Annotated in this window: 25 protein-coding genes; 5 read left to right on the top strand and 20 right to left on the bottom strand. The window is 62.7% G+C overall.

Features of this window, described 5'->3' with window-relative positions:
• Positions 1-139 precede the first annotated feature (139 nt).
• The 4 genes from IB267_RS19960 to IB267_RS19945 all read right to left on the bottom strand — a co-directional run bounded on the left by IB267_RS19960 (position 140) and on the right by IB267_RS19945 (position 4,067).
• A complete protein-coding gene (locus IB267_RS19960) occupies positions 140-1,165 on the bottom strand; it encodes a BMP family ABC transporter substrate-binding protein (RefSeq protein ID WP_192449306.1) in 1,026 nt (341 codons plus the stop codon).
• A gap of 113 nt (positions 1,166-1,278) precedes the next feature.
• A complete protein-coding gene (locus IB267_RS19955; RefSeq protein ID WP_043612319.1) occupies positions 1,279-1,599 on the bottom strand; it encodes an NIPSNAP family protein in 321 nt (106 codons plus the stop codon).
• A gap of 11 nt (positions 1,600-1,610) precedes the next feature.
• A complete protein-coding gene (locus IB267_RS19950; protein ID WP_192449139.1) occupies positions 1,611-3,236 on the bottom strand; it encodes a GMC family oxidoreductase in 1,626 nt (541 codons plus the stop codon).
• A gap of 3 nt (positions 3,237-3,239) precedes the next feature.
• Positions 3,240-4,067, bottom strand: a complete 828-nt coding sequence (locus IB267_RS19945) for a uracil-DNA glycosylase (protein WP_192449305.1) — start codon at positions 4,065-4,067, stop codon at positions 3,240-3,242.
• A gap of 253 nt (positions 4,068-4,320) precedes the next feature.
• Here IB267_RS19945 and IB267_RS19940 point away from each other — a divergent pair, with 253 nt between their 5' ends.
• Positions 4,321-4,953: a TetR family transcriptional regulator C-terminal domain-containing protein gene (locus IB267_RS19940; protein WP_192449138.1), complete on the top strand. Its 633-nt coding sequence runs from the start codon at positions 4,321-4,323 to the stop codon at positions 4,951-4,953.
• A 239-nt stretch (positions 4,954-5,192) separates the two neighbouring features.
• Entirely contained in the window at positions 5,193-5,531 is a 339-nt protein-coding gene (gene fdxA, locus IB267_RS19935) for a ferredoxin (RefSeq protein ID WP_192449137.1), read from the top strand.
• A gap of 46 nt (positions 5,532-5,577) precedes the next feature.
• On the opposite strand, the gene IB267_RS19930 is transcribed toward fdxA, so the two are convergent.
• From IB267_RS19930 to IB267_RS19895, 8 genes are all read right to left on the bottom strand, one after another.
• Positions 5,578-6,900: an amidohydrolase family protein gene (locus IB267_RS19930; RefSeq protein WP_246810769.1), complete on the bottom strand. Its 1,323-nt coding sequence runs from the start codon at positions 6,898-6,900 to the stop codon at positions 5,578-5,580.
• A gap of 71 nt (positions 6,901-6,971) precedes the next feature.
• Positions 6,972-7,895 carry a LysR family transcriptional regulator gene (locus IB267_RS19925; protein WP_043612307.1) on the bottom strand — a complete coding sequence of 308 codons (924 nt, stop codon included), beginning with the start codon at positions 7,893-7,895 and terminating at the stop codon, positions 6,972-6,974.
• Between the two features lie 43 nt (positions 7,896-7,938).
• The gene (locus IB267_RS19920) at positions 7,939-8,712 is read right to left on the bottom strand and encodes an enoyl-CoA hydratase-related protein (protein WP_192449136.1); all 774 of its coding nucleotides are present in this window, start codon (positions 8,710-8,712) and stop codon (positions 7,939-7,941) included.
• Positions 8,709-9,866 carry a CaiB/BaiF CoA-transferase family protein gene (locus tag IB267_RS19915; protein ID WP_192449135.1) on the bottom strand — a complete coding sequence of 386 codons (1,158 nt, stop codon included), beginning with the start codon at positions 9,864-9,866 and terminating at the stop codon, positions 8,709-8,711. Before IB267_RS19915 ends, IB267_RS19920 begins: the two co-directional genes overlap by 4 nt.
• Positions 9,863-11,218 carry an FAD-dependent oxidoreductase gene (locus IB267_RS19910; protein ID WP_246765122.1) on the bottom strand — a complete coding sequence of 452 codons (1,356 nt, stop codon included), beginning with the start codon at positions 11,216-11,218 and terminating at the stop codon, positions 9,863-9,865. Before IB267_RS19910 ends, IB267_RS19915 begins: the two co-directional genes overlap by 4 nt.
• Positions 11,219-11,331: 113 nt before the next feature.
• Positions 11,332-12,168 carry an ABC transporter permease gene (locus tag IB267_RS19905; RefSeq protein WP_371742573.1) on the bottom strand — a complete coding sequence of 279 codons (837 nt, stop codon included), beginning with the start codon at positions 12,166-12,168 and terminating at the stop codon, positions 11,332-11,334.
• The gene (locus tag IB267_RS19900) at positions 12,168-12,971 is read right to left on the bottom strand and encodes an ABC transporter ATP-binding protein (RefSeq protein ID WP_192449132.1); all 804 of its coding nucleotides are present in this window, start codon (positions 12,969-12,971) and stop codon (positions 12,168-12,170) included. The genes IB267_RS19905 and IB267_RS19900 overlap by 1 nt, the downstream gene beginning before the upstream one ends.
• A 4-nt stretch (positions 12,972-12,975) precedes the next feature.
• A complete protein-coding gene (locus tag IB267_RS19895) occupies positions 12,976-14,010 on the bottom strand; it encodes an ABC transporter substrate-binding protein (RefSeq protein ID WP_192449131.1) in 1,035 nt (344 codons plus the stop codon).
• A gap of 220 nt (positions 14,011-14,230) precedes the next feature.
• On the opposite strand from IB267_RS19895, the gene IB267_RS19890 reads away from it, so the two are divergent.
• Positions 14,231-15,664 carry an aldehyde dehydrogenase family protein gene (locus IB267_RS19890; RefSeq protein WP_192449130.1) on the top strand — a complete coding sequence of 478 codons (1,434 nt, stop codon included), beginning with the start codon at positions 14,231-14,233 and terminating at the stop codon, positions 15,662-15,664.
• Between the two features lie 131 nt (positions 15,665-15,795).
• Here IB267_RS19890 and IB267_RS19885 read toward each other — a convergent pair whose 3' ends face one another.
• The 4 genes from IB267_RS19885 to IB267_RS19870 all read right to left on the bottom strand — a co-directional run bounded on the left by IB267_RS19885 (position 15,796) and on the right by IB267_RS19870 (position 18,500).
• On the bottom strand, positions 15,796-15,945 hold the full coding sequence (locus IB267_RS19885; protein ID WP_192449129.1) for a hypothetical protein: 150 nt from the start codon (positions 15,943-15,945) through the stop codon (positions 15,796-15,798).
• A 126-nt stretch (positions 15,946-16,071) separates the two neighbouring features.
• Positions 16,072-16,998 (bottom strand): dihydrodipicolinate synthase family protein, encoded by a 927-nt coding sequence (locus IB267_RS19880; protein WP_192449128.1) that lies wholly within the window; start codon positions 16,996-16,998, stop codon positions 16,072-16,074.
• A complete protein-coding gene (locus IB267_RS19875; RefSeq protein WP_043612598.1) occupies positions 16,995-17,702 on the bottom strand; it encodes a ribonuclease activity regulator RraA in 708 nt (235 codons plus the stop codon). Before IB267_RS19875 ends, IB267_RS19880 begins: the two co-directional genes overlap by 4 nt.
• 12 nt (positions 17,703-17,714) lie before the next feature.
• Positions 17,715-18,500: an SDR family oxidoreductase gene (locus IB267_RS19870; protein WP_192449127.1), complete on the bottom strand. Its 786-nt coding sequence runs from the start codon at positions 18,498-18,500 to the stop codon at positions 17,715-17,717.
• A gap of 91 nt (positions 18,501-18,591) precedes the next feature.
• On the opposite strand from IB267_RS19870, the gene IB267_RS19865 reads away from it, so the two are divergent.
• On the top strand, positions 18,592-19,449 hold the full coding sequence (locus IB267_RS19865; RefSeq protein WP_192449126.1) for a LysR family transcriptional regulator: 858 nt from the start codon (positions 18,592-18,594) through the stop codon (positions 19,447-19,449).
• Between the two features lie 329 nt (positions 19,450-19,778).
• Positions 19,779-20,081 carry a putative quinol monooxygenase gene (locus IB267_RS19860; protein WP_192449125.1) on the top strand — a complete coding sequence of 101 codons (303 nt, stop codon included), beginning with the start codon at positions 19,779-19,781 and terminating at the stop codon, positions 20,079-20,081.
• Between the two features lie 49 nt (positions 20,082-20,130).
• Here the strand turns inward: IB267_RS19860 and IB267_RS19855 are convergent, their stop codons facing one another.
• From IB267_RS19855 to IB267_RS19840, 4 genes are all read right to left on the bottom strand, one after another.
• Positions 20,131-20,832, bottom strand: a complete 702-nt coding sequence (locus IB267_RS19855) for a FadR/GntR family transcriptional regulator (RefSeq protein WP_192449124.1) — start codon at positions 20,830-20,832, stop codon at positions 20,131-20,133.
• 50 nt (positions 20,833-20,882) lie between these two features.
• Positions 20,883-21,785, bottom strand: coding sequence for a dihydrodipicolinate synthase family protein (locus IB267_RS19850; RefSeq protein ID WP_192449123.1), 903 nt, complete (start codon positions 21,783-21,785; stop codon positions 20,883-20,885).
• A gap of 10 nt (positions 21,786-21,795) precedes the next feature.
• A complete protein-coding gene (gene araD / locus IB267_RS19845) occupies positions 21,796-23,511 on the bottom strand; it encodes an L-arabinonate dehydratase (protein WP_192449122.1) in 1,716 nt (571 codons plus the stop codon).
• Between the two features lie 164 nt (positions 23,512-23,675).
• A complete protein-coding gene (locus IB267_RS19840; protein ID WP_192449121.1) occupies positions 23,676-24,452 on the bottom strand; it encodes an SDR family oxidoreductase in 777 nt (258 codons plus the stop codon).
• Between the last annotated feature and the right edge of the window lie 2 nt (positions 24,453-24,454).

The raw sequence follows: 24,454 nt of genomic DNA, 5'->3' as shown, positions 1-24,454 counted from the left end.
GAGCTTCCCATCGAGAGCAGGCGTCGCGGCCGTCAAAAGGGCTGGAACCGGTCCGCGAACCCCAGTGACCTCCCCAAAGGGGAGGCCTTACCGACGTCTTTCGAACGATCGGCCTGGCTCGGCAGCCAGCACCGGGAAATCAAAGGGTGGTGTTGAAAGGCACCTTGATGGATCCATCAAGGATGCCGGCACGAACCTTGTCGACCTCTACCAGCGCTTCCTTCGCCCTGGCGTTCAGGTCCGCCGGCCCCTGCTCGGCAAAGACCGGCGAGAGAATGAAGTCGATGACGCCCGTGCCGAGACCCGTATGCTCGTGCGCACCACCCTTCCATTCGGGCCCGACCGCCTTGCCGGTTTCGTTGTAGAGCGAAACGCCGAAGTCGAGGCTGACGATCGAGATCAGCGATTTCGGGCCGAGCTCATACTGTCCCGGCGCAAGGCAGCTCACCATGCGGCCTTCCTTCTCGTTCGCCGCAGCAATGATGCCGCCATCGGTGGCCGCCGCGTCGGTCTGAATGTAGTCGATGCCATCATTGTACATTTGGGTCGCGATTTCCTGGCCCTTTGCCGGGTCCTGGAACGAGCCTGCGAAGGCGGCGATAACCGTGGCATCCGGTCGAACGGAATGCACGCCGGCCTTGAACGCATTGAAGTCTGCGTTGAGCGGAGGGATGGAAACCCCGCCGATGAAGCCGGTCTTCCCGGTCGACGTCATCCTGGCCGCAAAGACGCCCGAGAGATAGCAGCCAAGATAATAGTCGTAGGAGACGGTCACCACATTCGGGATTGCCGGCTCAAAGGGATCGGCGAACAGCTGGATCCACTTGGTATTCGGGTAGGAAGGTGCGAGCGCCTTGAAGGGCTCGGCCACTTCGTTGAAGGTCGAGACGATGATCGCTGCGCCGGCGTCGCCGAGCGTGCGGTAGACAGTCTCATAGGTTGCAGGGTCCTGCGCGTAAATGGCGCGGTACTCAAAACCCTTTTCTTCCGAAAGCTGCTTGAGCTTGGCGATCATCTGGTCCACCGGACCATTGTCGCCTGCAGCCTGCGTGTGCACCAGGGCGACCAGCCCTCCGGACGCGCGAGCGAATTCCGGGACGATGGTCGCCGCAAAGGCCAGTGCTGCGGCGCCCGCGCTCGCCTGCAGGAATGTGCGGCGATGCATCATGTGCTGTGCGCCATTTCCAGTCTTGTCCGTCATGATTGTTCCCTCTTTTTGTCTTGTCGTTTCTCATGCGCATGCCAGGGCGCAGGCAATGCCCTGCGCCGCTTCCCGCCTCAAAGGGGCGGGGAATAGGGGGCCGGGTTCATGATCATCACCTCCTGCTTCTGGATTGCGTCCAGCGCCCAGACTTCGGAGATGAACTTCTGCCAGTCCGGGTCGGCATACATGGCCGTCCGGCGCGCTTCTCGGTCCGCGAGACTGTCGTAGGCCCACATCAAAACCGTGGTGTGGAGCGTGCCCAGCTCCGACACATAGAGACCAACGAACTTGTTCAGATGGCGCTTCTGTACAGGCAAGCCGTCCGCCTCGTACTTCTTCATCCACTTGTCGACCGTGCCGGGCTTGAAGGTGTAGGTGCGGTGTTCCAGGATCATCAGGTTACTCCCTATGCGTTCAGGATGAATTCGGCGCATTTCTCGCCGATCATGATGGCTGGCGCGTTGGTGTTGCCGCTTGAGATTACGGGCATGATCGAAGCGTCCGCGACCCGCAGCCCCTCGATGCCGCGCACCTTGAGCCGCGCGTCCACCACAGCCATGCGGTCGTTGCCCATCTTGGCGGTCCCGACCGGATGAAACGTCGTCATCGCGGTCGCCCGCAGCCAGCGGGTCAAAGTGGCATCGTCAAGCGCTTCCGGCCCCGGAGCCAGCTCCTTGCCGCGATAGCGGTCGAAAGCCTTCTGGCCGACGATGTCGCGGGTCAGCCGGATGGCATCGATCATCGTGCGGACGTCGAAATCGTCGCGGAGGTAATTGGCCTGGATCTTCGGCTTGTCCGTCGCGTTCGCCGAGCGCAGCGTGATCTCGCCGCGGCTCACCGGATTGACGGGGCCGACGCGGATCGTGAACCCGTGGTTGGCTTCCACCGCCTGCTTCTTTCGGAACGGATTGGGGAAGTGCAGATTGGCTGTCTTTTCCAGCGCCGGCATGAAATGCAGCTGAATGTCGGGCGCAATCAGGCCATCGTTCGAACGGATGAAGGCACCCGCCTCATAAGGGAACGTCGTGGTGACGCCCTCGCCGAACAACATGCCCTGGGCAACAGCGGGGATGAGTTTGTCCGCCCGCAGGTCGCTGAACAGCGTGATCGGCTCGCGGCATTCCCAGCTCATGACGCAGTCGACATGGTCCTGGAGGTTCTTGCCGACGCCCGGCAGGTCCAGCACCGGCGCGATGCCAAGCGCCCGAAGCTCGTCCGCCGGCCCGATGCCAGACAGAAGCAACGCCTTTGGCGAATTGACCACGCCTGAAGAGAGGATCACCTCCCGCGTGGCCCGGGCGCGTCCCAGGACGCCGTCCTTCAGATACTCGACGCCGCACGCCCGGTCGCCTTCGATGATCAAACGCGTGAGTTCCGCCCCCGTCAGCACCGTGAGGTTCTTACGGCCGAGCGCCGGGCGCAGGAACGCCCACGAGGTGGACCACCGTTTTCCCTTGCGGATGGTGAAGTCGTAGCGGCCAAAGCCTTCTTGCGTCTCTCCGTTGAAGTCGTCGTTGGCCGGGTAGCCCGCCTGGATGCCCGCCTCGCAGAACACGTCCATCAGCGGATTGTTGCCGCGTGCCCGGCAGACGGTGAGCTCTCCGTCGCCGCTGTGGAAAGCGTCCTTGCGCTCGACATGGGTCTCGGAACGTCGGAATGCCGGAAGCACCTCGTCATAGGACCAGCCGGGCAGCCCGAGCTGCGACCAACGATCGTAATCATGGCGATTGCCGCGCACGTAGATCATGCCGTTGATGGTGGACGTCCCGCCCAGCACCTTGCCCCGCGGCCAATAGAGCGAGCGGCCGTTGAGATGGGGCTCGGGCTCTGTGTGATAATGCCAGTTGTAGATGCCCGAATGGAACAGCTTGCCCATCAGCATCGGCAACCGGAACAAGGGGTTGCGATCCTTGCCGCCAGCCTCGATCAAAAGCACGCGGTTTGTCGGATCCTTCGACAGGCGGTTGGCGAGAACACAACCGGCCGAGCCCGCACCAACGATGATAAAATCATATTCCGGGTTACGCGCCATGGGTCACCATGCGACGGGCCGGTCGCCCATCGCCTCCAGATGAGAATTGCTGAGAAGGAAAGGATTTTCCCGGCCGAGCACCTTGTCGGCAAAGGCGGGATGCTCGCGCTGGATATAGGCGACATGATCCTTGCGCCCCTCGGCAACGCCGGCTTCTGCAAAGATGTCAGCAGCCGCGCCACCGAAGCCGAGGAAGACGATTGGCTTACCGCGCGCCAAAAGCGCGTCGACCACGCGCAGCATCAACGGCCGCCAGAAGGCAAGGTGACCGCGCGACTGGTGCGGATCGATATCGACACGAAAGCGAGAAAGCGTCAGCGACGCATTGAGCAGGAGCACCCCCTCCCTGACCCAACGATCTGCGATCAGGCTCGGCGGCTCGAACGACCCTGCGGGATCGCAAAGCAGATGCCGCACATCCGGCCACCGGCCGAAATCGCGCGCGAGATCCTCGTCGCCCAGCCGCGCAGCCGCGATCAGCTGCATATAGGCGCGGATGCTCTTTGAGAACATCTTGTCCAGCTCGCCCCACGCCGCCAAGTTGCCCGCCTCGAACGCCCGCCCCGTTGCAAAACCCGGCTCGGGATAAGGATCTTGCCCAAGCACGAGGCAGCGCACGCCATCGGGTGCAATGCCGTCAAACGCCGCGAGCGCATGTGCGCCCCGTGGCTGGCCGGGAAAAACCCGGCCGCGGCGCACCGGGAAGATCGGTTCCCACGGCTCGAGATCAAGGTCCGCATCGATACGGGAGAAATCGTCGCCGACGGCGCCGAGCGCATCGCGCCAAACAGGCGGAAGGTCGTTCTCCCAGCCCGCAAACGTTTCCGCCATTGCCTCCCTCAAGCGCATCGGCATCACGGCTCCTCTTCCGTTCGTTGAAGGTGAGACTAGACAAAAGCTGACCAAAGTGTCAACTTTCAAAAAGATAAAAAATGACGACTCGGTCAAGTTTTTCTGACCATATCGTCAACTTTCTGGCGAAGGTCGATACGCTTGCTTTTCGCTGGAAAACGCGGCAATTGCGAAAGCAGTCCCGCCACCACGCACGATTGCCTGGTGCGAAGCGAAATGGAGGCGAAACCATATGGCAAGGGCAGTACGAGATCCCGAAGAGCGCATCCGCGAACGCAACATGCGGCTCATCATCAAGGCCGGGATCGAAATCTTCGCTCGCAAGGGCTTCGACGGCACGCGCATCGCCGAGATTGCCGAGGCTTCGGGGCTGCCCAAGGCAAATGTCTACTACTACTTCTCGTCCAAGGAGGAGATCTATACCGCCATCATCGCACATCTCATCGCCAGTTGGGACGATGCGCTGAAATACATCTCGCCGGAGCGGGAGCCGGCAGAAGCGTTCAAGCTCTACATCAAGGCGAAGCTGGAATACACGCGCAAGAACATGGCCGAATCCCGGCTCTTTGCCAGCGAGATCATTCAGGGCGCGCGTTTCTTGTCCAGGAAGGATCGCGAGCATATCCGCCAGGTCACGGATACCCATGTGGCCGTTGTCGAGGGCTGGATCGCCGCGGGCAAGATGCTGCCGGTGGATCCGCGCCATCTTTTCATCATGCTCTGGGCGTCGACGCAGTTTTACTCGGACTTCGAACCTGTCGCCGTCGATGCGCTCAGAAAACCCCGCTTGAAAGCCGACGATTATGAAAAGGCGGCCGCCACCATCACCGAGACGATCCTGAGAGGCATTCTCCGGCAGCCCTAGCCGACAAGCGAACAGAGCTTCTCCGCCGGCATAACCTGCCGGCTTTCTACGGCCGGGCGATTACGCGCGTTTCACGACTCGCGCTTGTGCTGCACTTCGCCTTGTCACGGGATCACCACGATAGAAAGAGGCAGCGGTCGTTGCCTTTTTGGCAATCGACATTGCGAATATCTATGCTTCTTCGGCAAGGGAAACTCTGAATAATTGGCCGTGCAAGCAACTCTTCAGAGATCCGCAAGATGGCCTATGTCATTACCGAACCCTGCATCGACATAAAGGATGGCGACTGCACCGCCGCCTGTCCTGTGGACTGCATCTACGAGGGTGGCCGCACCTTCTACATCCACCCGGATGAGTGCATCAATTGTGGCCTCTGTCTTTCGATCTGTCCCGTCGATGCCATTGTCTGGGATCAGGAGATACCCGACAGCCAGCGCCATTTCATCGCTGTGAACAAGGAGTTCTTCGGGTCCGACGTCACGGGGATGGGGTCGCCCGGCGGCTGGAGCAAGGAGAGTTCCACGACGCAGGACCATCCGTTCGTTGCCGCCTTCGAGAAGGCAACGGCGATCGCTTAGCAAGTTCGCCCCTTAGGAGACCGGAGGGCGACGCCTACCGGCGCGCTCACCAGTCGGCGTAATAGGCCCTTGTTGCCGCGGCCAGCTTGGTCACGCGTCCGCGCTCGGCGGTCAGCCGCGGAAGGTCCGCGCGCGCCTGCTGCAGAAGCTCGGCCCGGGCAGCCTCGAAATCGACCCGGGTCAACCGTCCATCGCACATGATCTCCTGTCCGCCGACATAGAGCGCCTTTGCATGCGCGGCCGTCATCCGCGTGAGCAGCACCTCCGCTTCATCCAGGTCGTCCATCAGGCTGTCGGCAATCAGCGCAGTATAATCCACGAGCACCAGGTCTTCGTTCGCCGGTGCATTCACCACCTTGGCGCCGACATGGATCGCGGCATCGAAGACACGTCCCGCCGTAAAGGCTCGCGTCAGGTCGCGGCCGCCATGCAAAAGATGGGCAAGGCGCAATTCGCGCCAGAGATCCTGGTCGTCGTCAAAGCCCGTTCCGTCGAGGCCGAACGCGAAGGCTGGACCGCTTGCCGGAAGCGTGGCGACCGGTGCCACGCCTGACCGCAGGCGCAAGTTCGCAGACGGGTTCGAAACGAGCTGTACGCCGCGCGCAGCCAGCAGTTCCAGCTCGTCCGATCTGAGCTGGACGCCGTGGGCGACGGCAAGGCGGGGCGAGAGGAACCCGATCTCGTCGAGATATCGGACGACCCCTTGCGGGAAGCGTCGATCCAGCCATTGCCTCTGCCTCGGGCTTTCGAGCAGATGCATGTGAATGCGCCGGCTGGTTGCGTGAGAGGCCTCGGCGATCGCTTCGAGCAGTGCATTGGAACACCATTGCGGCCCGATCGGACCATACTGCACATCGATCAACGGACTTGTATTGGCCGCGGCGACCGCGTCTGCTGCCGAGATCTGCACCGATGGCGACGCATATTTCGGGATCGAGGCGCTGAGATCGTCCCAGTCTGCCGGAGCGAGATACGGCCGCAATCGCTCAGGCCCGCCGTCATAGGCCCACGGATCGTAGTCGAGAAGCGGACAGGAAAGCGCAAGCCTTATGCCGACCTCGCTCGCCGCCCGCATGACCGCGCCGGCCTCGTCGACGAGACGGTCGATGTTCAGAGAATTATGGCAATGCATGGTCGCGCCGACGCCCGTTTGCGCCAACCTCGAGAAGGCCACCAGCGCTTCCAGATAGGGGTCGGTTCGCGGCCGGAGCCGCAGTCCCGGGATCCACACTTCCAGGGCATCGTCGACATTGCCAAAATCAAGTGTGCGGATGCCATAGCCATGGTCATGGGCATTGACGGGCGGCGGCATCAGCAGAGCATCGGCCGGGATCGCCGTCCATGAGGCGCCCTCAGGCAAATGGTCCAAGAGATTTGGCGCGCGCCCTGCAGCCTCGTGGCCAGGTTGCAGGAGAAGCCGCCCGGGAACGGATGCTGCACTCACGGATGAATCGCCTCCATGATCTGGTCGCTGAACTTCTGCAGTTCTGCGCCAACGAATTCGATGACGGCCTCGGCCGCGTGCGTGCGCTGCCGACGTCGCTGCACCAGAATCCCGATATGCAGGTTCTGAAGACGCGAGCCGGAAAGCGGTATGGCGACGAGATCGCCCGACCTGATCTCGGCAAGGAATCCGATCGGCGTGAAGAACGCCACACCCTGACCGGACAGGATGAATGGCTTGAGCATCATCTGGCTGTTCGAGAGGACAAACGGCCGCCCGGTCCGCTCGAAGACCGAGAGTTCGATTTCGATGAGCGAGCGGATCGGTTGCGTGTCGAGTTGCAGGAGAAGGTCGTACTGGGCGCATTCGGCAAGCGAGACCTGCCGCTGTTTGGCCAGCGGGTGTTCCCGACCAACGAAAGCCATCAGCGGCATCGGCACGCGAAAGAGCATCTCGGTATCGTCAGGCCGGGCGAGATCGAAGGTCATGCCCATATCGACATCGCCTTCGGCGACCAGGCTGCTGATATTGCCGTGACCGGCGGTATGGATGTGAAAGCTCACGCCGGGGTGGATGCTGTGGAACGCGTTGACCATGTCCGGCAGGAACTGGATGGCCAGGCTGTCGAGACAGGACATTTGCACGCGACCGGTCTTTTTCCCCTGCAGGGCGCCGAGGTCGCTGCGCAGCAGTTCGAAATTTTCCAGCGTCACCCGGGCGTGGCGCAACACGTTTTCCCCGGCAACTGTCAGCCGCAAGCCATTCGAGAGCCGCTCGAAGAGCGCTATCCCAAGCTCGTCCTCCAGTTTCTTGATCTGCCGGCTGACCGCCGAGGACGCGACATGGAGCTCCTCGGAGGCCTTGCGAATGGACCCGGACCGCGCGACCGAGACGAAGTATTTCAGGATGCTGGCGTGCATTCGATTGGACCCCTCCTCCCCTGGGCTCCGACCTATAACACGCTCATCGTCCCCTCCAAACGGGCGCGCGCTTCTCCTGAAAGGCGCTGACGCCTTCCATCGCGTCCTCGCTGTTCAGCGCCTTGACGAGCGCGGGCGTGCGCAGCCCCTGGGCCTCGGCCGGAGACAGATGCCCAGTGCGATTGACCGTCTGCTTGATGGCGCGCAGCGAGAGCGGCGCACAGGCGACGATTTCCTTCACCCAGCGGGCAACGGCCGCGTCGAGTTCACCCGGTTCGACCAGTTCGTTGACGATGCCGAAGGCATGCATCTCGGCTGCCGAGAAACGCCGGCCGGTCAACAGCACACCCATGGCAAGATTGTGCGGGATCCGGCGCTGGAGAAGCACCATGCCGCCATCGAGCGGCAGGCGCCCGACGCGGGCTTCGGGCAGGCCGAACGCCGCCTCCGTCGAGGCGATGACGATATCGCAGCCGAGAACCATCTCGAACCCGCCACCGAGTGCGTAGCCATTGACCCTGGCGATGACGGGCACGTCGAGCGAGCGGCGAAACGCCAGTCCCCCGAAGCCGTTCGGGCGGCTTTCGGTCCAGTATTCAAGACCGGTCTTTTCGGCCCCCTTCAGATCAGCCCCGGCGCAAAATGCCCGTTCTCCGGCGCCCGTCAGCACGACGCAGCTGATGTCGTCGCGCGCTTCGATCTCTTGCCAGATCGCCTCCAGTTCGCGTTCGGTTGCGGCGTCCACCGCATTCATCCGTTCCGGGCGGTTCAGCGTGACGCTGGCGACGCGATCCTCTACGACGAAGGTGACGCTCATGCCGCATCTCCCCGACGAACGGAAAGTCCCGAAAGGACCTCGTCATTGTGCTCGCCGAGCTTCGGCGGGGCGATGCGCACCGTCACGGTCGCCGCCGACATGTCGATCGGCGAGCCGACCAGCCGGATCGGCCCGGCCTTCGTTTCGCCGGCCTCGAGGATCATGCGGTTGATCGTCGTCTGCTCGTCGTCAAGGGCTTCGGGAAGCGATCGCACCGGTGCGCAGAGGATGTCCACATGCTCCAGCCGGCCGAGCCAATGGGCGCTGCTGTTCCTCGCAAACGCTTCGCGGAAGATCTTCTGCAATTCCGGGCGGCGCTGCATCTGCGCGTCGAAGTCGGCAAATTGCGGTTGGAGGGACAGGTCTTCGATCTCGAGCGCAGTGCAGATGTCGCGCAGCGGATTCTGCTTGAAGGCGCCGACCATGACGATGGCGCCATCGGTGGTCTCGAACACGCCGGTCAGCGGGAAGGCGCCCCAGTTCAGGTCCTTTTCCCGCATCATGTGCGTGGTGCCTTCCTGCATCTGCATGGCGAGCATGGAGCTGTAGAGGCTGACCGCCACCTGCTGCCCGTGCCCGGTCTTTTCCCGATGCAGCAAGGCAAGCAGAATGCCCTGCACCAGGTGCATGCCGGCCGAGTAGTCGGCAAGTGGCGTCGCGTAGATCGACAGCGGATGGCTGGCATCGGACTTGCGCCGCATGACGCCCGAAAGCGCCTGCGCCAGGATGTCCTGCCCGCCCTTGTGCCGGTAGGGACCCTCAAGGCCGAAGCCGGTACCGACAGCGTAGATCAGTCGCGGGTTTGTCCGTTTGAGTTCCTCGTAGCCGAAGCCCATGCGCTCCATCACATCCGGGCGGAAATTGTTGACAACCACGTCGGCCGTGTCGATCAGCGCGCGGACGGCCGCCCGCGCCTCGTCCTGCTTGAGGTCAAGTGCAAGGCTCTTCTTGTTGCGGTTGAGCGAGGAGAAAACCGGATTGTTGAGGCCATCCGGGTCCGAACCCAGCGACCAGCGCGAGAGGTCGCCGATCTTGGCCTTTTCGACCTTGATGACCTCGGCGCCGTAGTCGGCCAGCATCTGCGTGCAGCACGGGCCAAGCATGACCTGGGTGAAATCGACGATGCGGATACCGTCGAGGGGAAGAGACGTCATTCTGCGGCCTCCAGATAGGTTGCGTTTTCGGATGGTATGTCGCCGGGATCGGCACCCTGCGCCCGCAGCTGCTTCTGGATCGCCTTGACATCGGCGTCTCGCACCTTGACGCCGGCATTGAGCGCGACAGTGGCGGCAACACCAGCCGCCTCGCCCATCGCCATGCAGGGCGGGATCTCGCGGCTCGACTTCTGCGCCTGAATGGTCGCGGAATAATGCCGGCCTGCGACGATCAACTGATCGACTTCCTTGGGCAGCATGGCCCTATAGGGCGTGTAGTAATCGCGGCCGCGGCACACCGTGTCGGTGAAGTGCTGGCGGTTCATCACGTCGTCCTTGGTGACGACATATTCGCCCTGGAGCAGCCGTGACTGGCGCACGCCCGTCTGCGGCGCGAAATCGATCACATGGGCATTTTCGAAGCCCGGCAGGTTGGCGCGGGCGAAGTCGAGCAGGCGGGCGATGCGGCCACGGCCCTCGAGTTCCGCATAGGTCAGGTCTTCGACACGGAGGCCGGAGAGCTTCGGCATGTGCGGGCAGTTGAGCCAGATGACGCCCGGCAGCGGGGTCTTCAGCCACCAGAACGACCAGCAACCACCGATCAGACGCTTGGCCTCGTGATCGATTGCCTTGAACTTTTCCGGCTCCTCGAACTCGAAGCGCTCGGCGGCTTCGGTGTCGATGCCGCCCCAGCGGGAAACCGTCGTCAGGATGAAATTGCCGTCCGTATGCTGGGCACCGGCATCGGCGGCAACGTCGAGGTCGCCCGAGGCGTCGATGACGACGTCGCCCATGATGGCCTCGCGGCCAGATTTCGTCTGGCAGACCACACCCTTGATCGTGCCGTTCTCGACGATTGCCGAGGAGAACCAGCTGTGCGTCCTGAGCTTCACGCCGGATTCGCGAAGGATATCATAGGAGACGCGCTTGAAGGCGTCCGGATCGAAGGCGGCCGCGTAGCAGATCGGGTGCGGCGCAGACGGCGTGTGGAAGTCGAACAGGCCCCAGCGCGCCCATCTTTGCCAGGCCTCCGGCGTATCGCGAATATCGAGCTGGCGGTCGCCATCCGTCGGCGTGACGCAAAGGCCAAGCGTCTTCATCCGTTCGATCATTTCCATGCAGATGCCGCGCACGGTGATTTCGACGCCGTTGACCATGTCGTCGAGCACCAGAACCATGCCGCCTGCCGCAAGGCCACCGACATAAGGATAGCGTTCGAGCAATGTGACGCTCGCTCCGGTGCGTGCCGCAGAAACCGCGGCGGAGATCCCAGCCGGGCCACCGCCGACGACGACGACGTCCGAGCGGTCGACGATCCGGGCATTGCGCAGGGGTTCTCTGATTGTTTCCATAGTCGTTTCCTCCATAGGGGAAGTGTCCGGCGAAATGTGAGGAGCTCACAGCCAGTGACTTCGTCGTTGACCGGACCCGGGTATCCAGGTCCGGCAGCAAAGGGTTTGAGGGGTCAGTGGTCCGTCGTCGGTTTCCAGCGGACGATCTTCGATTCCGCGTAGGAGACGGCGAAGAAGAGAACCACGGCAAGCGAGGCCGCAATCACCACCGTCGCATAGAGCAGCGGCGAACGGAAATTGTAGGTCGCCTCGATGATGAGCGCACCGAGACCGTAGCTGGAGCCGATCCATTCGGCGACGATGGCACCCATCACGCTGCTGGTTGCCGCAATCTTCAGCGCGGCGAACAGGAAAGGCAACGAGCCCGGCAGGCGAACCTTCCAGAAGATTTCAGAATTGCTGGCAGACAGGATGCGCATCAGATCGAGCATTGCGGGGCTCGCCGACTTCAGTCCCTGCACCATGTTGACCAGCGTCGGGAAGAAGCAGATCAGGCCGGCGATGATGATCTTCGGCGCGATGCCGTTGCCGACGAGCAGCACCAGGATTGGGGCAAGAGCGATGATCGGGATCGACTTGATGATGACGGCGATCGGATAGAAGGCGCGCTCCGCGAGTGGGCTATAGACGAACCAGACCGCCAGAAGGACGGCAATCACGTTGCCGAAGATGAAGCCGAGAACCGCCTCCATGAGTGTCGGCCAGAAGTTCGTCCAGAGCACGCCGGCGTTTTCGCCGAAGGCCTTGATGACGTCGACCGGCCCGGGCGCCATGAAGGTCGGCACCGAAAAACCCCAGACGACGAGTTGCCACAAAAGGATGCAGCCAAGGATCGCGAGTGTCGCCGGCAGATGCCGCAGGATCGCAGCGGCAAGGCCGTCCAGGATCCGGAACCGGTTGCCGTCGGTCAAAGCGCGGCCTTCCGCCGGTGAAGGAAGGGCATTGGCCATCAGCATTCTCCTAAAAGTTTGCGCAGGTGGGCGGTCACCTGGATGAACTCGACCGTGTCGCGCATCGCCAGGGACCGCGGATACGGCAGGTCGACTTTCATGAATTCTTTGACGCGGCCAGGATGGGCGGCGAGCATCAGCACATGTTGACCGAGGAAGACCGCCTCGGGGATCGAATGGGTGACGAAGAGGATCGTCGTGCCGGTTTCCTGCCAGAGGCGCAGCAGCTCTTCGTTGAGCTTGTCGCGCGTGATCTCGTCCAGCGCACCGAAGGGCTCGTCCATCAGGAGAATACGCGGGCGGGTCACCAGCGCGCGTGCTATCGCCACGCGCTGGCGCTGGCCGCCCGACAATTCGTGCGGCATCGACCTTTCACGCCCCTTGAGCCCCACGAGGGCGAGAAGCTCCTCCGGATCGGCATAGGTCGCGCCCGCCTCGCGTTTCCCCACCAGCAACGGGAGACGCACATTGTCGATCACATTGCGCCACGGCAGCAGCGTTGCTTCCTGGAAGACGAAGGCAAAATCGCGCCCCTCGCGCGCCTTGCGCGGCGTCTGGCCATGCACCGACACCGAACCGTCGGTGATGTGCACGAGATCCGCGACCGTACGCAGCAAGGTCGACTTGCCGCAGCCGGATGGGCCGAGCATGGTCACGAGCGAGCCGGCCGGTATCTCGACCGAGACATCCGAGAGTGCAGTGAAGCCTGAATCATCCGCGCCAAAGCGAATGTGAAGGTTCTTCACCGATACGGCGGCGTTGCCGACCGAAGCCTGGCCAGGTCTGATGAGCGTTTCCAGCATCGCCTTACCCTACGCTTTTGCGGACATCGGCGGTCGCATCCAGGATCGCCATTGTGTAGACGTCGTCGACGTTGGGAACCGGACCTGTGAACTGGCCGAGGTCCGCATAGGTCTTGATCTGCTCCGCCCAGTTTGCCTGGTCCATGCCACCCCAGCCCTCGCTCGCGGTGGTTTCGTTGAACACGAACTTCATCAGCGGCCCGATGGCCTCCAGTTCGCTCGCCTTGTCGAGGTTGGGGTAGGATTCGAGCAGGATGTCGACGGCCTCTTCCTGATGGTCACGGGCATAACCCCAACCGCGGGCCGAACCGGATACGAAAGCTGCGAGCTGGTCCGCGTGATTTTGCAGCTGGTCGTCGGTGGTATAGTAGACGTTGGCATAGAGCCGGATACCGCCATCCCAGAGCGTCAGATCGACTCTGTCATCCCCGAGCACCTTCAGCGCGTTGACGTTCGTCAGCCATCCACAGACCGCATCGGCTTGGCCGGTCACCAGCTGGTTCATGTCCGAGCCCATGTTGACGATCTTGACCTGGTCTTCCGAGATCCCGTTCTTGGCGAGCAGCGCGCGCAGAAGGATAACCGAGGTCGGGATCGCGGCGATCGTCTTGCCGATCATGTCCTGAGGCTTGGCGATCGGATTTGCCTTGCGGGAGAAATAGGCGAAGGGATGTTTCTGGTAGCCGGCAGCGAATGCCTTGATCGGCGCGCCGGCCGAACGCGCCAGCATGACGGACGGGCTGGAGGAAATCTGGCCGATGGTCGACTGGCCAACGGCAACGCCCGCAACGCCATCGACATTCGGTCCGCCGGGCACGATTTCGAGCTCAATGTTCTGTTCGGCGTAGTAGCCCTTCTTGCGGGCCACGAGCTCTCCGAGAAGCCCGTTCGACGGCAGCCAACCGAGCTGCATGCGGATGGTGGCGGAATCGGCCGCAAGGCCGGGTGAAACATTGATGAGGTTATGGGTGGCGGCAATCGCGCCCATTGCGGCCGCACTAGAAAGGAAACCTCGGCGGTTCATCATTAAACGAGACATATCGTTCCCCTTGCTTGTTATGGGAGCGATGATGATGGAATTTGGCATCTCATAAAGCACAATTTTTAGCGGTTGGTATTGCCGATACGGCAACGCTCGGACCGACCTTCAGGTTTGCCGTTTCGGCAATGGCGGGGTCGAAAGATTGTTCTTTCTGCCGGCCCCATCGCGTCCGATAAGCAGAGACATAGTCAAAGTGTGAGCGCCGCGGAGGATAGATATGGTGCAGAAAAACCTGATCGATGGGGAATGGATCGCCGGTAGCGAAGCGTTCCGCAACATCAACCCGTCCGACACCAACGACGTGGTCGGCGAATATGCCCGCGCGTCAGCGGACGATGCGCGGGCGGCGATTGCCGCTGCGAAGGCGGCGTTTCCGGCCTGGTCGCGCTCCGGCATCCTCGAGCGCCATGCGATCCTGAGAAAAACCGCCGACGAGATCCTTGCCCGCAAGGACGAGCTCGGCAGGCTGTTGTCGCGCGAGGAAGGCAAGACATTGGCCGAAGGCATCGGCGAGACGGTGCGCGCCGGCCAGATCTTCGACTTCTTCGCCGGCGAATGCCTGCGGTTGGCGGGCGAAGTGCTGCCGTCGGCAAGGCCCAATATCGGCGTCGAGATCACCCGAGAACCGGTCGGCGTCGTCGGCATCATCACGCCCTGGAATTTCCCGATCGCCATTCCTGCCTGGAAGATCGCGCCGGCGCTTTGTTACGGCAACACCGTTGTCTTCAAGCCGGCCGAGCTGGTGCCCGGCAGTTCCTGGGCGATCGTCGATATCCTGCACCGCGCCGGCCTGCCGAAGGGCGTGTTGAACCTCGTCATGGGCAAGGGTTCGGTCGTCGGCCAGGCGATGCTCGACAGCCCCGACGTGCACGCCATCACCTTCACCGGCTCGACCGGTACCGGCAAACGCGTCGCCTTGGCCTCCGTCGAGCACAATCGCAAATACCAGCTGGAGATGGGTGGCAAGAACCCGTTCGTCGTGCTCGACGATGCCGACCTCGGTGTCGCGGTCGAGGCAGCGGTCAACTCCGCCTTCTTCTCCACCGGCCAGCGCTGCACCGCGTCGTCCCGCCTCATCGTCACCGAGGGCATTCATGATCGTTTCGTTGCCGCGATGGGCGAGCGCATGAAGGGGCTGACCATTGATGACGCGCTGAAGGCTGGCACCCAGATCGGCCCGGTGGTCGACCAGAGCCAGCTCAACCAGGACACCGACTATATCGCTATCGGAAAGCAGGAAGGCGCCAAGCTTGCCTTCGGCGGCGAACTCTTGAAGCGCGACACGCCCGGCTTCTACCTGCAGCCGGCGCTGTTTACCGAGGCGACGAACGCCATGCGCATTTCCCGCGAAGAGATCTTCGGGCCGGTCGCATCGGTCATCCGGGTCAGGGATTATGACGAGGCGCTTGCTGTCGCCAACGACACACCCTTCGGCCTCTCGTCGGGCATCGCCACCACCAGCCTGAAGCATGCGACCCATTTCAAGCGCAATGCGGAGGCCGGCATGGTGATGGTCAACCTGCCGACGGCGGGCGTCGACTTCCATGTGCCGTTTGGCGGCCGCAAGGGCTCGTCGCACGGATCGCGCGAGCAGGGACGCTACGCCGCCGAGTTCTACACAACCGTCAAGACGGCCTACACGCTGGCGTAAGTCTCGGGCAAAGCCCTGCCACCCATCAAGCGATTGCTTGTTGGGTGGCAGGGCTATTTCACTCGTTGAAAGAGATGCGCGAGGAAAGCAGCCAAGCCCGCCAGCTTAAGGTGTGCGAGCGCGGCTTTCTCTCAAAGAGCGGGATAGAGAGATCGCGAGGAGACCACGTACTGGATCGTCGCAAGCAAGATGGCGACCGCAACGATCACACCGATCCGCAACGTTCGTTCAAGGAAATCTTCCTGGCCCTGCATCGTCAAGCCTCGTTCTTCAACCGCCATGTTCGACGATCGCCAAGACCGAAATCCCGTCCTCATGGCCCTCGGCTCAGGATGGTGGAGGATGGCCCCTCTACGCCCGTCCGTGGCCTTTGATCGGCAGTGGACGGGCTTGGGACAGGCGGCCAATTAAAGGGCAGCGCGCTTGTCGTGTCGCGCGACGCGGGCAAGCAGGTAATCCACTTCTGCCCGCGCGGTCGACGTGAGCATCTGTGCCGGCTTGCGCTGCGCGTCGGTGGCGATGACGCCGCGACGCTTCAAAACGTGCTTGCGAATGGCAAGGCCGATCCCGAGCTGCTGCTCGTAACGGATCAGAGGCAGGTGCGCGTCGAAGAGATCGTGTGCTTCATCCCTCTTTTCGGCCGCAGAAAGCTCCATCAGTTCGGTGAGCATGTCCGGAAAGCCATAGCCGGTCATGGCTCCATCGGCACCGCGCTCCGGCTCGAAGTCGAGGAACAGGCCGCCGTTGCCGCAGAGGATGGAAAACTCGCGAAGGTCGCCCGCCTTCTGCATGGCGCGCAACTTCGAAATTTTCTCAAGACCGGGCCAGTCCTCGTGCTTCAGCATGAGGCAGGACGGGTGGTTGGTGATGATCTTTGCGATGACGCCTGGTGTCATGACAACCGTGAGGGTCAGCGGGTAATCCTGCAGAACCCACGGCACATCTTCGCCGACCGCTTCCACCGCCCCGGCGAAATAGTTGACGATCTGATCATCTGTGCGCAGCCCGGGTGGCGGAGCGATCATGACGCCGGCAGCACCCATCTCCATCGAGTCACGCGCCAGCGAGCGCATGCTGGCAAAGCCTGGAGCGGAGACCCCGACGATCACTGGAATCTTCGACCGGGAGACAACGCGCTTGACGATGGCTCGGCTTTCCTCCGGCTCGAGCTTCGGGGCCTCCCCCATGATCCCAAGGATCGTGACGCCGGTGCAACCGCTCTCCTCATAAAAGTCCGTCAACTTGTCGATCGAGTTGAAGTCGATCGAGCCGTCCTCGAAAAACGGTGTCGTCGCAATGGCGTAGACGCCCTTGGATTGCGTGCTGAACGTCATTTCTGCTTTTCCTTCCAGGCCTCGTAGCGGGCCTTCGTTTCAGCGTTCATCGGGTAAAGACCGGGAAGCGGTACGCCCCGATCCACTTCGCTCATGATCCAGCCTTCTATGCGTTCCTGTTCGGGTGCCTCAGCGAGCACCTCTTCGAGGAGCGCGGCCGGGATAAGGACTGCGCCGTCGTCGTCGACCACGACAACATCATCAGGCAGAACGGCAACGCCGCCGCAATTGATCGGCTCCTGCCATCCAACGAAGGTCAGGCCTGCGACGGAAGGCGGTGCTGCGATGCCATTGCACCACACCTTCATGCCGCTCGCCAGCACCCCCTCGCCGTCCCGCATCACGCCATCGGTGACGAGGCCGGCAACTTTGCGTTTCGCCATCCGGGCGCACAGGATATCGCCGAAGATGCCGGCGTCACTGACGCCAACCGCATCGGCGACGGCGATGCAGCCCTCCGGCATCGCTTCGATCGCCGCCCGGGTAGAGATTGGCGACGCCCAGCTTGCAGGCGTAGCGAGGTCCTCTCGGGCAGGAATGAAGCGCAGCGTAAATGCCTTGCCGACAACCCGTCCCTGGCCGGGCTTCAGCGGCTTCGTGCCGCGCATCCAGATGTTGCGAAGCCCTTTTTTGAGGAGAACCGTCGTAAGCGTCGCAGTGGAGACGCTCTTCAGGGTTTCAACGACGTGAGGCTCAAGTGTCATGGGAGACCCAAATCAAATGCTGTTGATCAGGCCGCCATCGACACGGATGACTGAGCCGGTGATGTAGGAGGCGCGGGGGCTGGCAAGGAAAGTGACGGTGTCGCCATATTCCTTCGGATCGCCGTAGCGGCCGACCGGGATCGACCCGGTGCTTTCGGCCGTGACATCGGCAACGGGCCGGTTCTCGCGCTTGGCTTTCTGCTCGTCCAGAAAGACGATCCGGCCGGTGGCGATGCGCCCCGGCAGCACGATGTTTGCGGTGATGCCGTCGCGGCCGACCTCGCGCGCCAGGGTCTTCGACCAGCCGACCAAGGCCAGCCGCAGGCTGTTCGATATGCCGAGATTTGCAATCGGCGCGACGACGCCGGAAGACGTCGAAGTAACGATGCGGCCCCATTTGCGCTCGCGCATGCCCGGAAGCACCGCATCGGTGACCGCAATCACCGAGCGAACCATGAGATCGAAATATTTCGACCAATCGTCGGGCGACTGTCCGGCGGCGGGCGTCGGCGGCGGCCCGCCGGTGTTGTTGACGAGGATGTCGACCGGCCCGAACGCAGCCTTGATGGCATCGAGCTTCTGACCGATCAGGGAAAGGTCGCCGATATCCCAAACGAGCGGAATGGCCTTGCCGCCTGTCTCCTTGATTGCTTGCGCGGTCGCCTTGGCGCTTTCCTCGTGGATGTCGGCCACGACGACGGAAACGCCTTCGGCCGCAAGCGACCTGGCGATCGCGCCACCAAGTCCGCCACCGGCGCCGAATACGAGCGCCGTCTTGCCATTCAACTGAAGATCCAACTCTTCCTCCTGTGTTTGGCGGCACTATGACAAGGCGAAAACGGAAGAAAAACCTTCCTTTTTATCCCTTCAGACGATAGAAAAACTAACGATGGAAACACGCTTTCTCGAAACCTTTCTGGCAGTGGTTCAGCATGGCTCTCTCGCCGAGGCGTCGCGCCGCATGGGCGTCACGCCGGCGGCGGTCGCGCAACGCATCCAGGCGCTGGAAGACGAGATCGGACTGCCTCTTCTTGCGCGTTCTGGCAGGCGGGTGAAGCCAACCGAAGCGGGCGTCGCAATCCTGGAAAAGAGCCGGCGCGTTCTGGCCGAAGTCAGGCAGCTGAAGGGCCTGGCGCGCGACGATCAGGCATTCGGAGAACTCCGGCTGGGCGCCATCTCGACGGTTCTGACCGGCCTGCTTCCGAACGCCTTGCGGCGGGTCTTCGACAGGATGCCGGGCGTCGACATCTTCCTGCTGCCGGGTACGTCGGCCGAACTCTATAACAGTGTCGCGGAGGAGAGGATCGACGCGGCGATCCTTGTCAAACCGCCCTTCCCCATCCCCAAAACGCTCAGCTGGGACCTCATCCGGTCGGAACGGTTCGTTCTCCTGGCCCCGTCGGACCTTGCAGACATTCCCGTCGATCGCCTGCTTCGCGAGCAACCATTCATTCGTTACGACCGAAGCAACTGGGGCGGCCGGCTGGCCGATAGCTACCTTCAAACCCAGCGTATTCTTCCCCGTGAGTGGCTGGAGCTCGATTCACTGGAAGCCATATCGATGATGGTTGAAGCTGGGCTCGGGGTATCGCTGATGCCCGACTGGCGCTCGCCGCTCTTCGACAACCTGCGCGTGGCTCGTCTGCCGCTACCGAATGCGCCAAACCGTGAGATCGGCTTGCTCCGGCCGCGCAACGTGCCGTCCGGCCGACTGATCCAGACCGTCCTCGACGCCATTCGATCATAGAAAAGCGCGGGGCGCGTCGGCGATTGCCTGGAGGTCGGCTTGGGCACTGGCCGACGGCCCCGAGCCGGAACCGACACACCGAGCCAAGATTATTCGGCAGTTCCGAAATAACATTTCTGTTCGTCACGGATTATCAGACCACGCCGCACGGTACTAACGTCTCTCGTAGTCGATCGGGGCTCTTTGATGAGGACGTGTCCTGATCGGCCCAAAGCATTTCAACCCGTTTGCACCAACCATCCGCAGAACCACGGACAGGGTCGTCGCGCGCCCGTGGGAAAGCTTCGGCTGGATGATCGCCAAGACAACGTCCGACGAAAGGAGCCGTCATGACCACAGAAAAGGTAATCTCCATCGCGATCTTGAAGGCCAAGCCGCACCAGCACGAGACCCTCCGGCAGGGCCTGCTCGGCCTCATCGCCCCAACGCGGGCAGAACCCGGCAACCTCGACTATGTCTTGTTCGAGCTGCGCGATGAGCCCGGAACCTTCTACATGCGCGAGGCTTTCGCCGACCAGGCTGCGCTCGACGCACATTTCGCGACACCCCATTTTCAAGCCTTCGCCGCCGAAATCGATGCTCTCCTTGAAGAACCTCTGCGGCTGATTTTCTTGGATCAGGTCTCCCCCTGAGGCGTGGTGACGATCTCGAACGTGCGGGCCTTATCGCCGGAACTACTGGCTAAGAGGCGAAATTGCGCTTGTAGGTCGAAGCGATCAACGCTGCTGCGCGGTCGAACGCCTTGTCCTCGTCGCGGTCTTCGATCGCGATCAGGATCGCCTCGTGCTGGGCCAGGGATTGACCAAAACCGCCTGTCGCCGCCATCGTCTTCGGGATGCTGATGGAGAGCGCCGCCCGGATGACGGACGCAACCGGCAGGAGGAAACGGTTGTGCGCGGCCTGGAAGATGTTGAGATGGAAGGCGATATCGGCCTCGATCGCGTCTTCGACACGGGCGCCACCCTCTGCCATCCGCTCGAAGGCGGCGCGGATCTCGGCATGTTCGGCCGCAGATCCACGTCTGGCGGCAAGGCGTGCGGCAAGCGGCTCGATCGACAGGCGGAGTTCGAACAGTTCTTCGGCAAGCGTTGCCTGATCCTCCGCATCGCTTTGCCAAGACAGCACGACGGGATCGAGCGTGTTCCAGTGTTCGGCTGCCCGCACGCGCGTCCCGAGCCGTGGCTTTGCCTCGATGAAGCCCTTGGTCGACAGGATCTTCAGCGCTTCGCGCAGCGTCGTGCGGCTGACGCCGAGCGTCGCCAGCATGTCGGCCTCCTTCGGCAGCGTTTCGCCGACCTTGAGTTCGCCGAGCGTGATGCGACGGCCGATATCGCCTGCGATACGAGCCGGCAGGCCGCGATCCTCCCGAGCGATTGCCTTCATGCCCACACTCTCCATTGCATCTCAGCCACGTTCATAGCCGGTCGCCCCGATCAGGAAAAGCCACCCATCGCGGCCGCATAGCGGCGGGTCATTTCGATGCCAAGCGCAGTCGGTCGCATGGCCGGCGCACGGTCGTGGATCGTCATGCCCGCCCGCTCGCCGAAGAGGCGCTTGCCGTAACAAAGCAGCGTCTCGATGCCCTGCATGGTGAAGACCACACCGGGCAGCATCTGCCGATAGGCCTCCTCGGCGTGCTCGTCCCAGCCGTCTGAAAAGAACTCATAGGCGCGCACGGCGTAATCGATCGAGTCAGGCGCAAGGATCAGGCCGTGACAACCGATCCGCAGGTTCTCGAGCAGTTCGAGGCCCGCACGGCCATTGAACACCGGCAGTCGGCCCTCGGTGACCTCGATGAGATGGGCGATGTCGACGACGGGCCCCTCGCCCTTCACCAACCGGATGTTCGGGTGTTGGCGCACGAGTTCGCGAATATCCGCGGCCGTCAGCCCGCGCCCCATCAGCGCCGGCGCATTCTGGATGGCAAGCGGCAGATCGGTCTGATCGGCGACGCGGCCGAAGAAGCGGATGTATTCGGCAGCCGAGAACTGGCCGACCATGGGAGGCTGGAGGATCAACCAGTCAGCGCCGGCCCGTGACGCATGCCGTGCCTGGCGCACCTGTTCCTCGACCGATGCGCCAAAGATCGTCAGGGCGACCGGTACCTGGCCTGCCGTATCCTCGACCAGCCACTCCATGATCGCCATGCGCTCGGCCTCGTCGAGCTTTGAAGCCTCGGTCGCAAGGCCGAGCCCTGCCATGCCGTGCACGCCGCTTTCCAGGCAGATTTCCGTCTGGCGTCGCATGGCGGCGCGGTCGAGCTTTTCGTCCTTGTCGAAGAGCGCGTAGAGGATGGCGTGGATGCCGTGAAGGTTTTCGATGCGGAAGTCGTCCACCGTCGCCTCCTCAGTGGCTTTCGCGCGGAACCGCGTGGCCGCGGCCGCCGACGAGAAAATCGAGATCCGCTCCGGTGTCGGCCTGCATCACGCGCTCGACATAGAGCCCTTGATAACCACCGACCATTTCCGGGATCGGTGCGGTCCAGGCGGCTTTTCGACGCGCCAGTTCCGCGTCGCTGACATCGAGGTGGAGGCGGCGGCCGGCAACGTCGAGCTCGATCCAGTCACCGTCCTTCACCAGGGCCAGTGGGCCGCCAACCGCAGCTTCCGGTGCGGTGTGCAGGACGACGGTGCCAAAGGCCGTCCCCGACATGCGGGCATCCGAGATCCTCACCATGTCGCGCACGCCCTTTTTCAGGAGCTTCTGCGGGAGAGCCATGTTGCCGACCTCGGCCATGCCCGGATAGCCCTTCGGGCCGCAGTTCTTCAGCACCATGATCGAGGTTTCGTCGATATCGAGATCCGGGTCATCGATCCGCGCCTTGTAGTGGTCGATGGTTTCGAACACGACGGCGCGGCCGCGGTGCTGCATCAGCGTCGGCATCGCTGCGGAAGGCTTGATGATCGCGCCATCAGGCGCAAGGTTGCCGCGCACTACGGCGATCCCGCCGCTTGCGGTGAGAGCCCGATCGAGCGGCAGGATGACGTCATCATTGTAGTTCTCGACGCCTTCGATGTTGGCGCCAACGCTCTGTCCCGTCACCGTCAATGCGCCGAGATCCAGGAGGTCGGCGATCTCCTTCATGACGGCCGGCAGCCCGCCGGCATAATGGAAATCTTCCATCAGATAGCGCCCCGAAGGCATGAGGTTGAGGATGGTCGGGATATCGCGGCCGAACCGATCCCAGTCGTCGAGCGAGAGTTTCGTGCCGATCCGCCCGGCGATTGCCAGGAGATGCACGACGGCGTTGGTGGAGCCGCCGATCGCGCCGTTGACGCGGATGGCATTGGCGAAGGCGTCACGGGTCAGGATCTTCGACAGACGGAGATCCTCCGCCACCATTTCGACGATCCGCCGCCCCGTCAGCCGCGCCAGCCGGGCACGGCCGGCGTCGACCGCCGGAAAGGTGGCATTGCCGGGCAGCGCAAGCCCGAGCGCTTCAACCATGGACGCCATGGTCGATGCGGTGCCCATCGTCATGCAATGGCCCGGCGAGCGCGACATGGCGCTTTCGGCGGCCATGAAATCCTGTTGCGACATGACGCCGGCACGCACATCTTCGGAAAACTTCCACACGTCCGTCCCCGAGCCGATCGTCCGGCCCTTGAAGCGGCCGTTCAACATCGGTCCGCCGGAGATGACAATCGAAGGAAGATCACAGGAGGCCGCCCCCATTACCAGCGACGGCGTGGTCTTGTCGCAGCCCGCCATCAGCACGACGCCGTCGATAGGGTTGCCGCGGATCGCTTCCTCGACATCCATCGAGGCGAGGTTGCGGAAGAGCATGGCGGTCGGCCGCAGATTGGACTCGCCGCAGGAAAACACCGGAAACTCCAGCGGCAGGCCACCGGCCTCGAGCACGCCCGCCTTGATGTGCTCCACCAGTCCGCGGAAATGCGCGTTGCACGGCGTCAGCTCCGAGAAGGTGTTGCAGATGCCGATCACCGGCCGACCGTCGAAGACATCGTCAGGCAAACCGTTGTTCTTCATCCAGCTGCGGTGAATGAAGGCGTCCTTGTCCAGTCCGCCAAACCAATTCTGTGATCTCAATTTTCTGGACATGTGCCCTCCCCGACGACGTTGAGCGCCTCCGCTCGTTACATTTCTCATATAATCAGAGTTATTCTCGGTCAAGCGGTGAACGGCCCGGACGTGAAGGCAAAGAAAAACCTCCGGCGGGAGACGCCGGAGGCTGCAAAGTCGAGGGAAGCTGTCGAAGTCGTCGTTCAGGGATGATGGAGCACACTCATGCCGCCATCGACCGTCAGGCAGGTGGCGTTCATGAACGGGCATTCGTCCGAGATCATGAAGAGCGCAGCCTTGGCGATCTCCCCCGGTGTTGCGATGCGGCCGCCGGGATGGAGCTTCATCGTCTCGGCCTCGGCTGCGACCGGATCGGGGAAGCTGTTCCAGTATTCCACGGCCTTTTGCGTGCGCACATAGCCCGGCGCCAGCGCATTCACGCGCACGCCCTGCCCGGCATATTCGAGGCCCAGCGCCTTGGTCATGCCGAGAAGCGCATGTTTGGCGACCGGATAGGGGAAGGTGTGGGGGATGATCGTGAAGGCGTGGGTCGAGGCGATATTGAGGATGACGCCGCCGCCCGCCTCGATCATGCCCGGCAGCACAGCCTTGCTGCAGTTCCACGCGCCCTTGAGATTGATGTCGAAGCAGCGCTGCCAGTCGGCGTCCGACAGTTTCAACGGCTCGAAGAACACGTTGACCCCGGCATTGTTGACGAGCGCATTCGGCTGGCCGATATCACGCGCGGCGGCAGCAACGGTCTGCTCGATGGCATCCGCATCGGTGATGTCGGCCGTGGCGTAGCCGACCTTTCCGCCCGCCGCACGCAGCCGCTCGGCTTCGGTCGCCAAGAGATCGCCGTCACGGTCGATGAGGAAGAGGCTCGCCCCCTCCCCAAAGAAGGCTTCGGCGATCGCGAGGCCTATCCCTTGTGCCGCCCCGGTGACGACGACGCGTTTTCCCTCAAGACGACCCGCCATGT

Source organism: Ensifer sp. ENS09 (genome assembly GCF_014852425.1).
In the GTDB taxonomy this organism is placed as follows: domain Bacteria; phylum Pseudomonadota; class Alphaproteobacteria; order Rhizobiales; family Rhizobiaceae; genus Ensifer.
The sequence above is the reverse complement of the archived record's forward strand: the minus strand, read 5'-3'. Positions and strand labels throughout refer to the sequence as shown.

Excerpts from the sequence above, each read along its gene's own strand:
- IB267_RS19960 (WP_192449306.1), bottom strand. The coding sequence starts at position 1,165 with ATGCATCGCCGCACATTCCTGCAGGCGAGCGCGGGCGCCGCAGCACTG.
- IB267_RS19955 (WP_043612319.1), bottom strand. The coding sequence starts at position 1,599 with ATGATCCTGGAACACCGCACCTACACCTTCAAGCCCGGCACGGTCGAC.
- IB267_RS19950 (WP_192449139.1), bottom strand. The coding sequence starts at position 3,236 with ATGGCGCGTAACCCGGAATATGATTTTATCATCGTTGGTGCGGGCTCG.
- IB267_RS19945 (WP_192449305.1), bottom strand. The coding sequence starts at position 4,067 with ATGGCGGAAACGTTTGCGGGCTGGGAGAACGACCTTCCGCCTGTTTGG.
- IB267_RS19940 (WP_192449138.1), top strand. The coding sequence starts at position 4,321 with ATGGCAAGGGCAGTACGAGATCCCGAAGAGCGCATCCGCGAACGCAAC.
- fdxA (WP_192449137.1), top strand. The coding sequence starts at position 5,193 with ATGGCCTATGTCATTACCGAACCCTGCATCGACATAAAGGATGGCGAC.
- IB267_RS19925 (WP_043612307.1), bottom strand. The coding sequence starts at position 7,895 with ATGCACGCCAGCATCCTGAAATACTTCGTCTCGGTCGCGCGGTCCGGG.
- IB267_RS19920 (WP_192449136.1), bottom strand. The coding sequence starts at position 8,712 with ATGAGCGTCACCTTCGTCGTAGAGGATCGCGTCGCCAGCGTCACGCTG.
- IB267_RS19915 (WP_192449135.1), bottom strand. The coding sequence starts at position 9,866 with ATGACGTCTCTTCCCCTCGACGGTATCCGCATCGTCGATTTCACCCAG.
- IB267_RS19910 (WP_246765122.1), bottom strand. The coding sequence starts at position 11,218 with ATGGAAACAATCAGAGAACCCCTGCGCAATGCCCGGATCGTCGACCGC.
- IB267_RS19905 (WP_371742573.1), bottom strand. The coding sequence starts at position 12,168 with ATGGCCAATGCCCTTCCTTCACCGGCGGAAGGCCGCGCTTTGACCGAC.
- IB267_RS19900 (WP_192449132.1), bottom strand. The coding sequence starts at position 12,971 with ATGCTGGAAACGCTCATCAGACCTGGCCAGGCTTCGGTCGGCAACGCC.
- IB267_RS19895 (WP_192449131.1), bottom strand. The coding sequence starts at position 14,010 with ATGTCTCGTTTAATGATGAACCGCCGAGGTTTCCTTTCTAGTGCGGCC.
- IB267_RS19890 (WP_192449130.1), top strand. The coding sequence starts at position 14,231 with ATGGTGCAGAAAAACCTGATCGATGGGGAATGGATCGCCGGTAGCGAA.
- IB267_RS19885 (WP_192449129.1), bottom strand. The coding sequence starts at position 15,945 with ATGGCGGTTGAAGAACGAGGCTTGACGATGCAGGGCCAGGAAGATTTC.
- IB267_RS19880 (WP_192449128.1), bottom strand. The coding sequence starts at position 16,998 with ATGACGTTCAGCACGCAATCCAAGGGCGTCTACGCCATTGCGACGACA.
- IB267_RS19875 (WP_043612598.1), bottom strand. The coding sequence starts at position 17,702 with ATGACACTTGAGCCTCACGTCGTTGAAACCCTGAAGAGCGTCTCCACT.
- IB267_RS19865 (WP_192449126.1), top strand. The coding sequence starts at position 18,592 with ATGGAAACACGCTTTCTCGAAACCTTTCTGGCAGTGGTTCAGCATGGC.
- IB267_RS19860 (WP_192449125.1), top strand. The coding sequence starts at position 19,779 with ATGACCACAGAAAAGGTAATCTCCATCGCGATCTTGAAGGCCAAGCCG.
- IB267_RS19855 (WP_192449124.1), bottom strand. The coding sequence starts at position 20,832 with ATGAAGGCAATCGCTCGGGAGGATCGCGGCCTGCCGGCTCGTATCGCA.
- araD (WP_192449122.1), bottom strand. The coding sequence starts at position 23,511 with ATGTCCAGAAAATTGAGATCACAGAATTGGTTTGGCGGACTGGACAAG.
- IB267_RS19840 (WP_192449121.1), bottom strand. The coding sequence starts at position 24,452 with ATGGCGGGTCGTCTTGAGGGAAAACGCGTCGTCGTCACCGGGGCGGCA.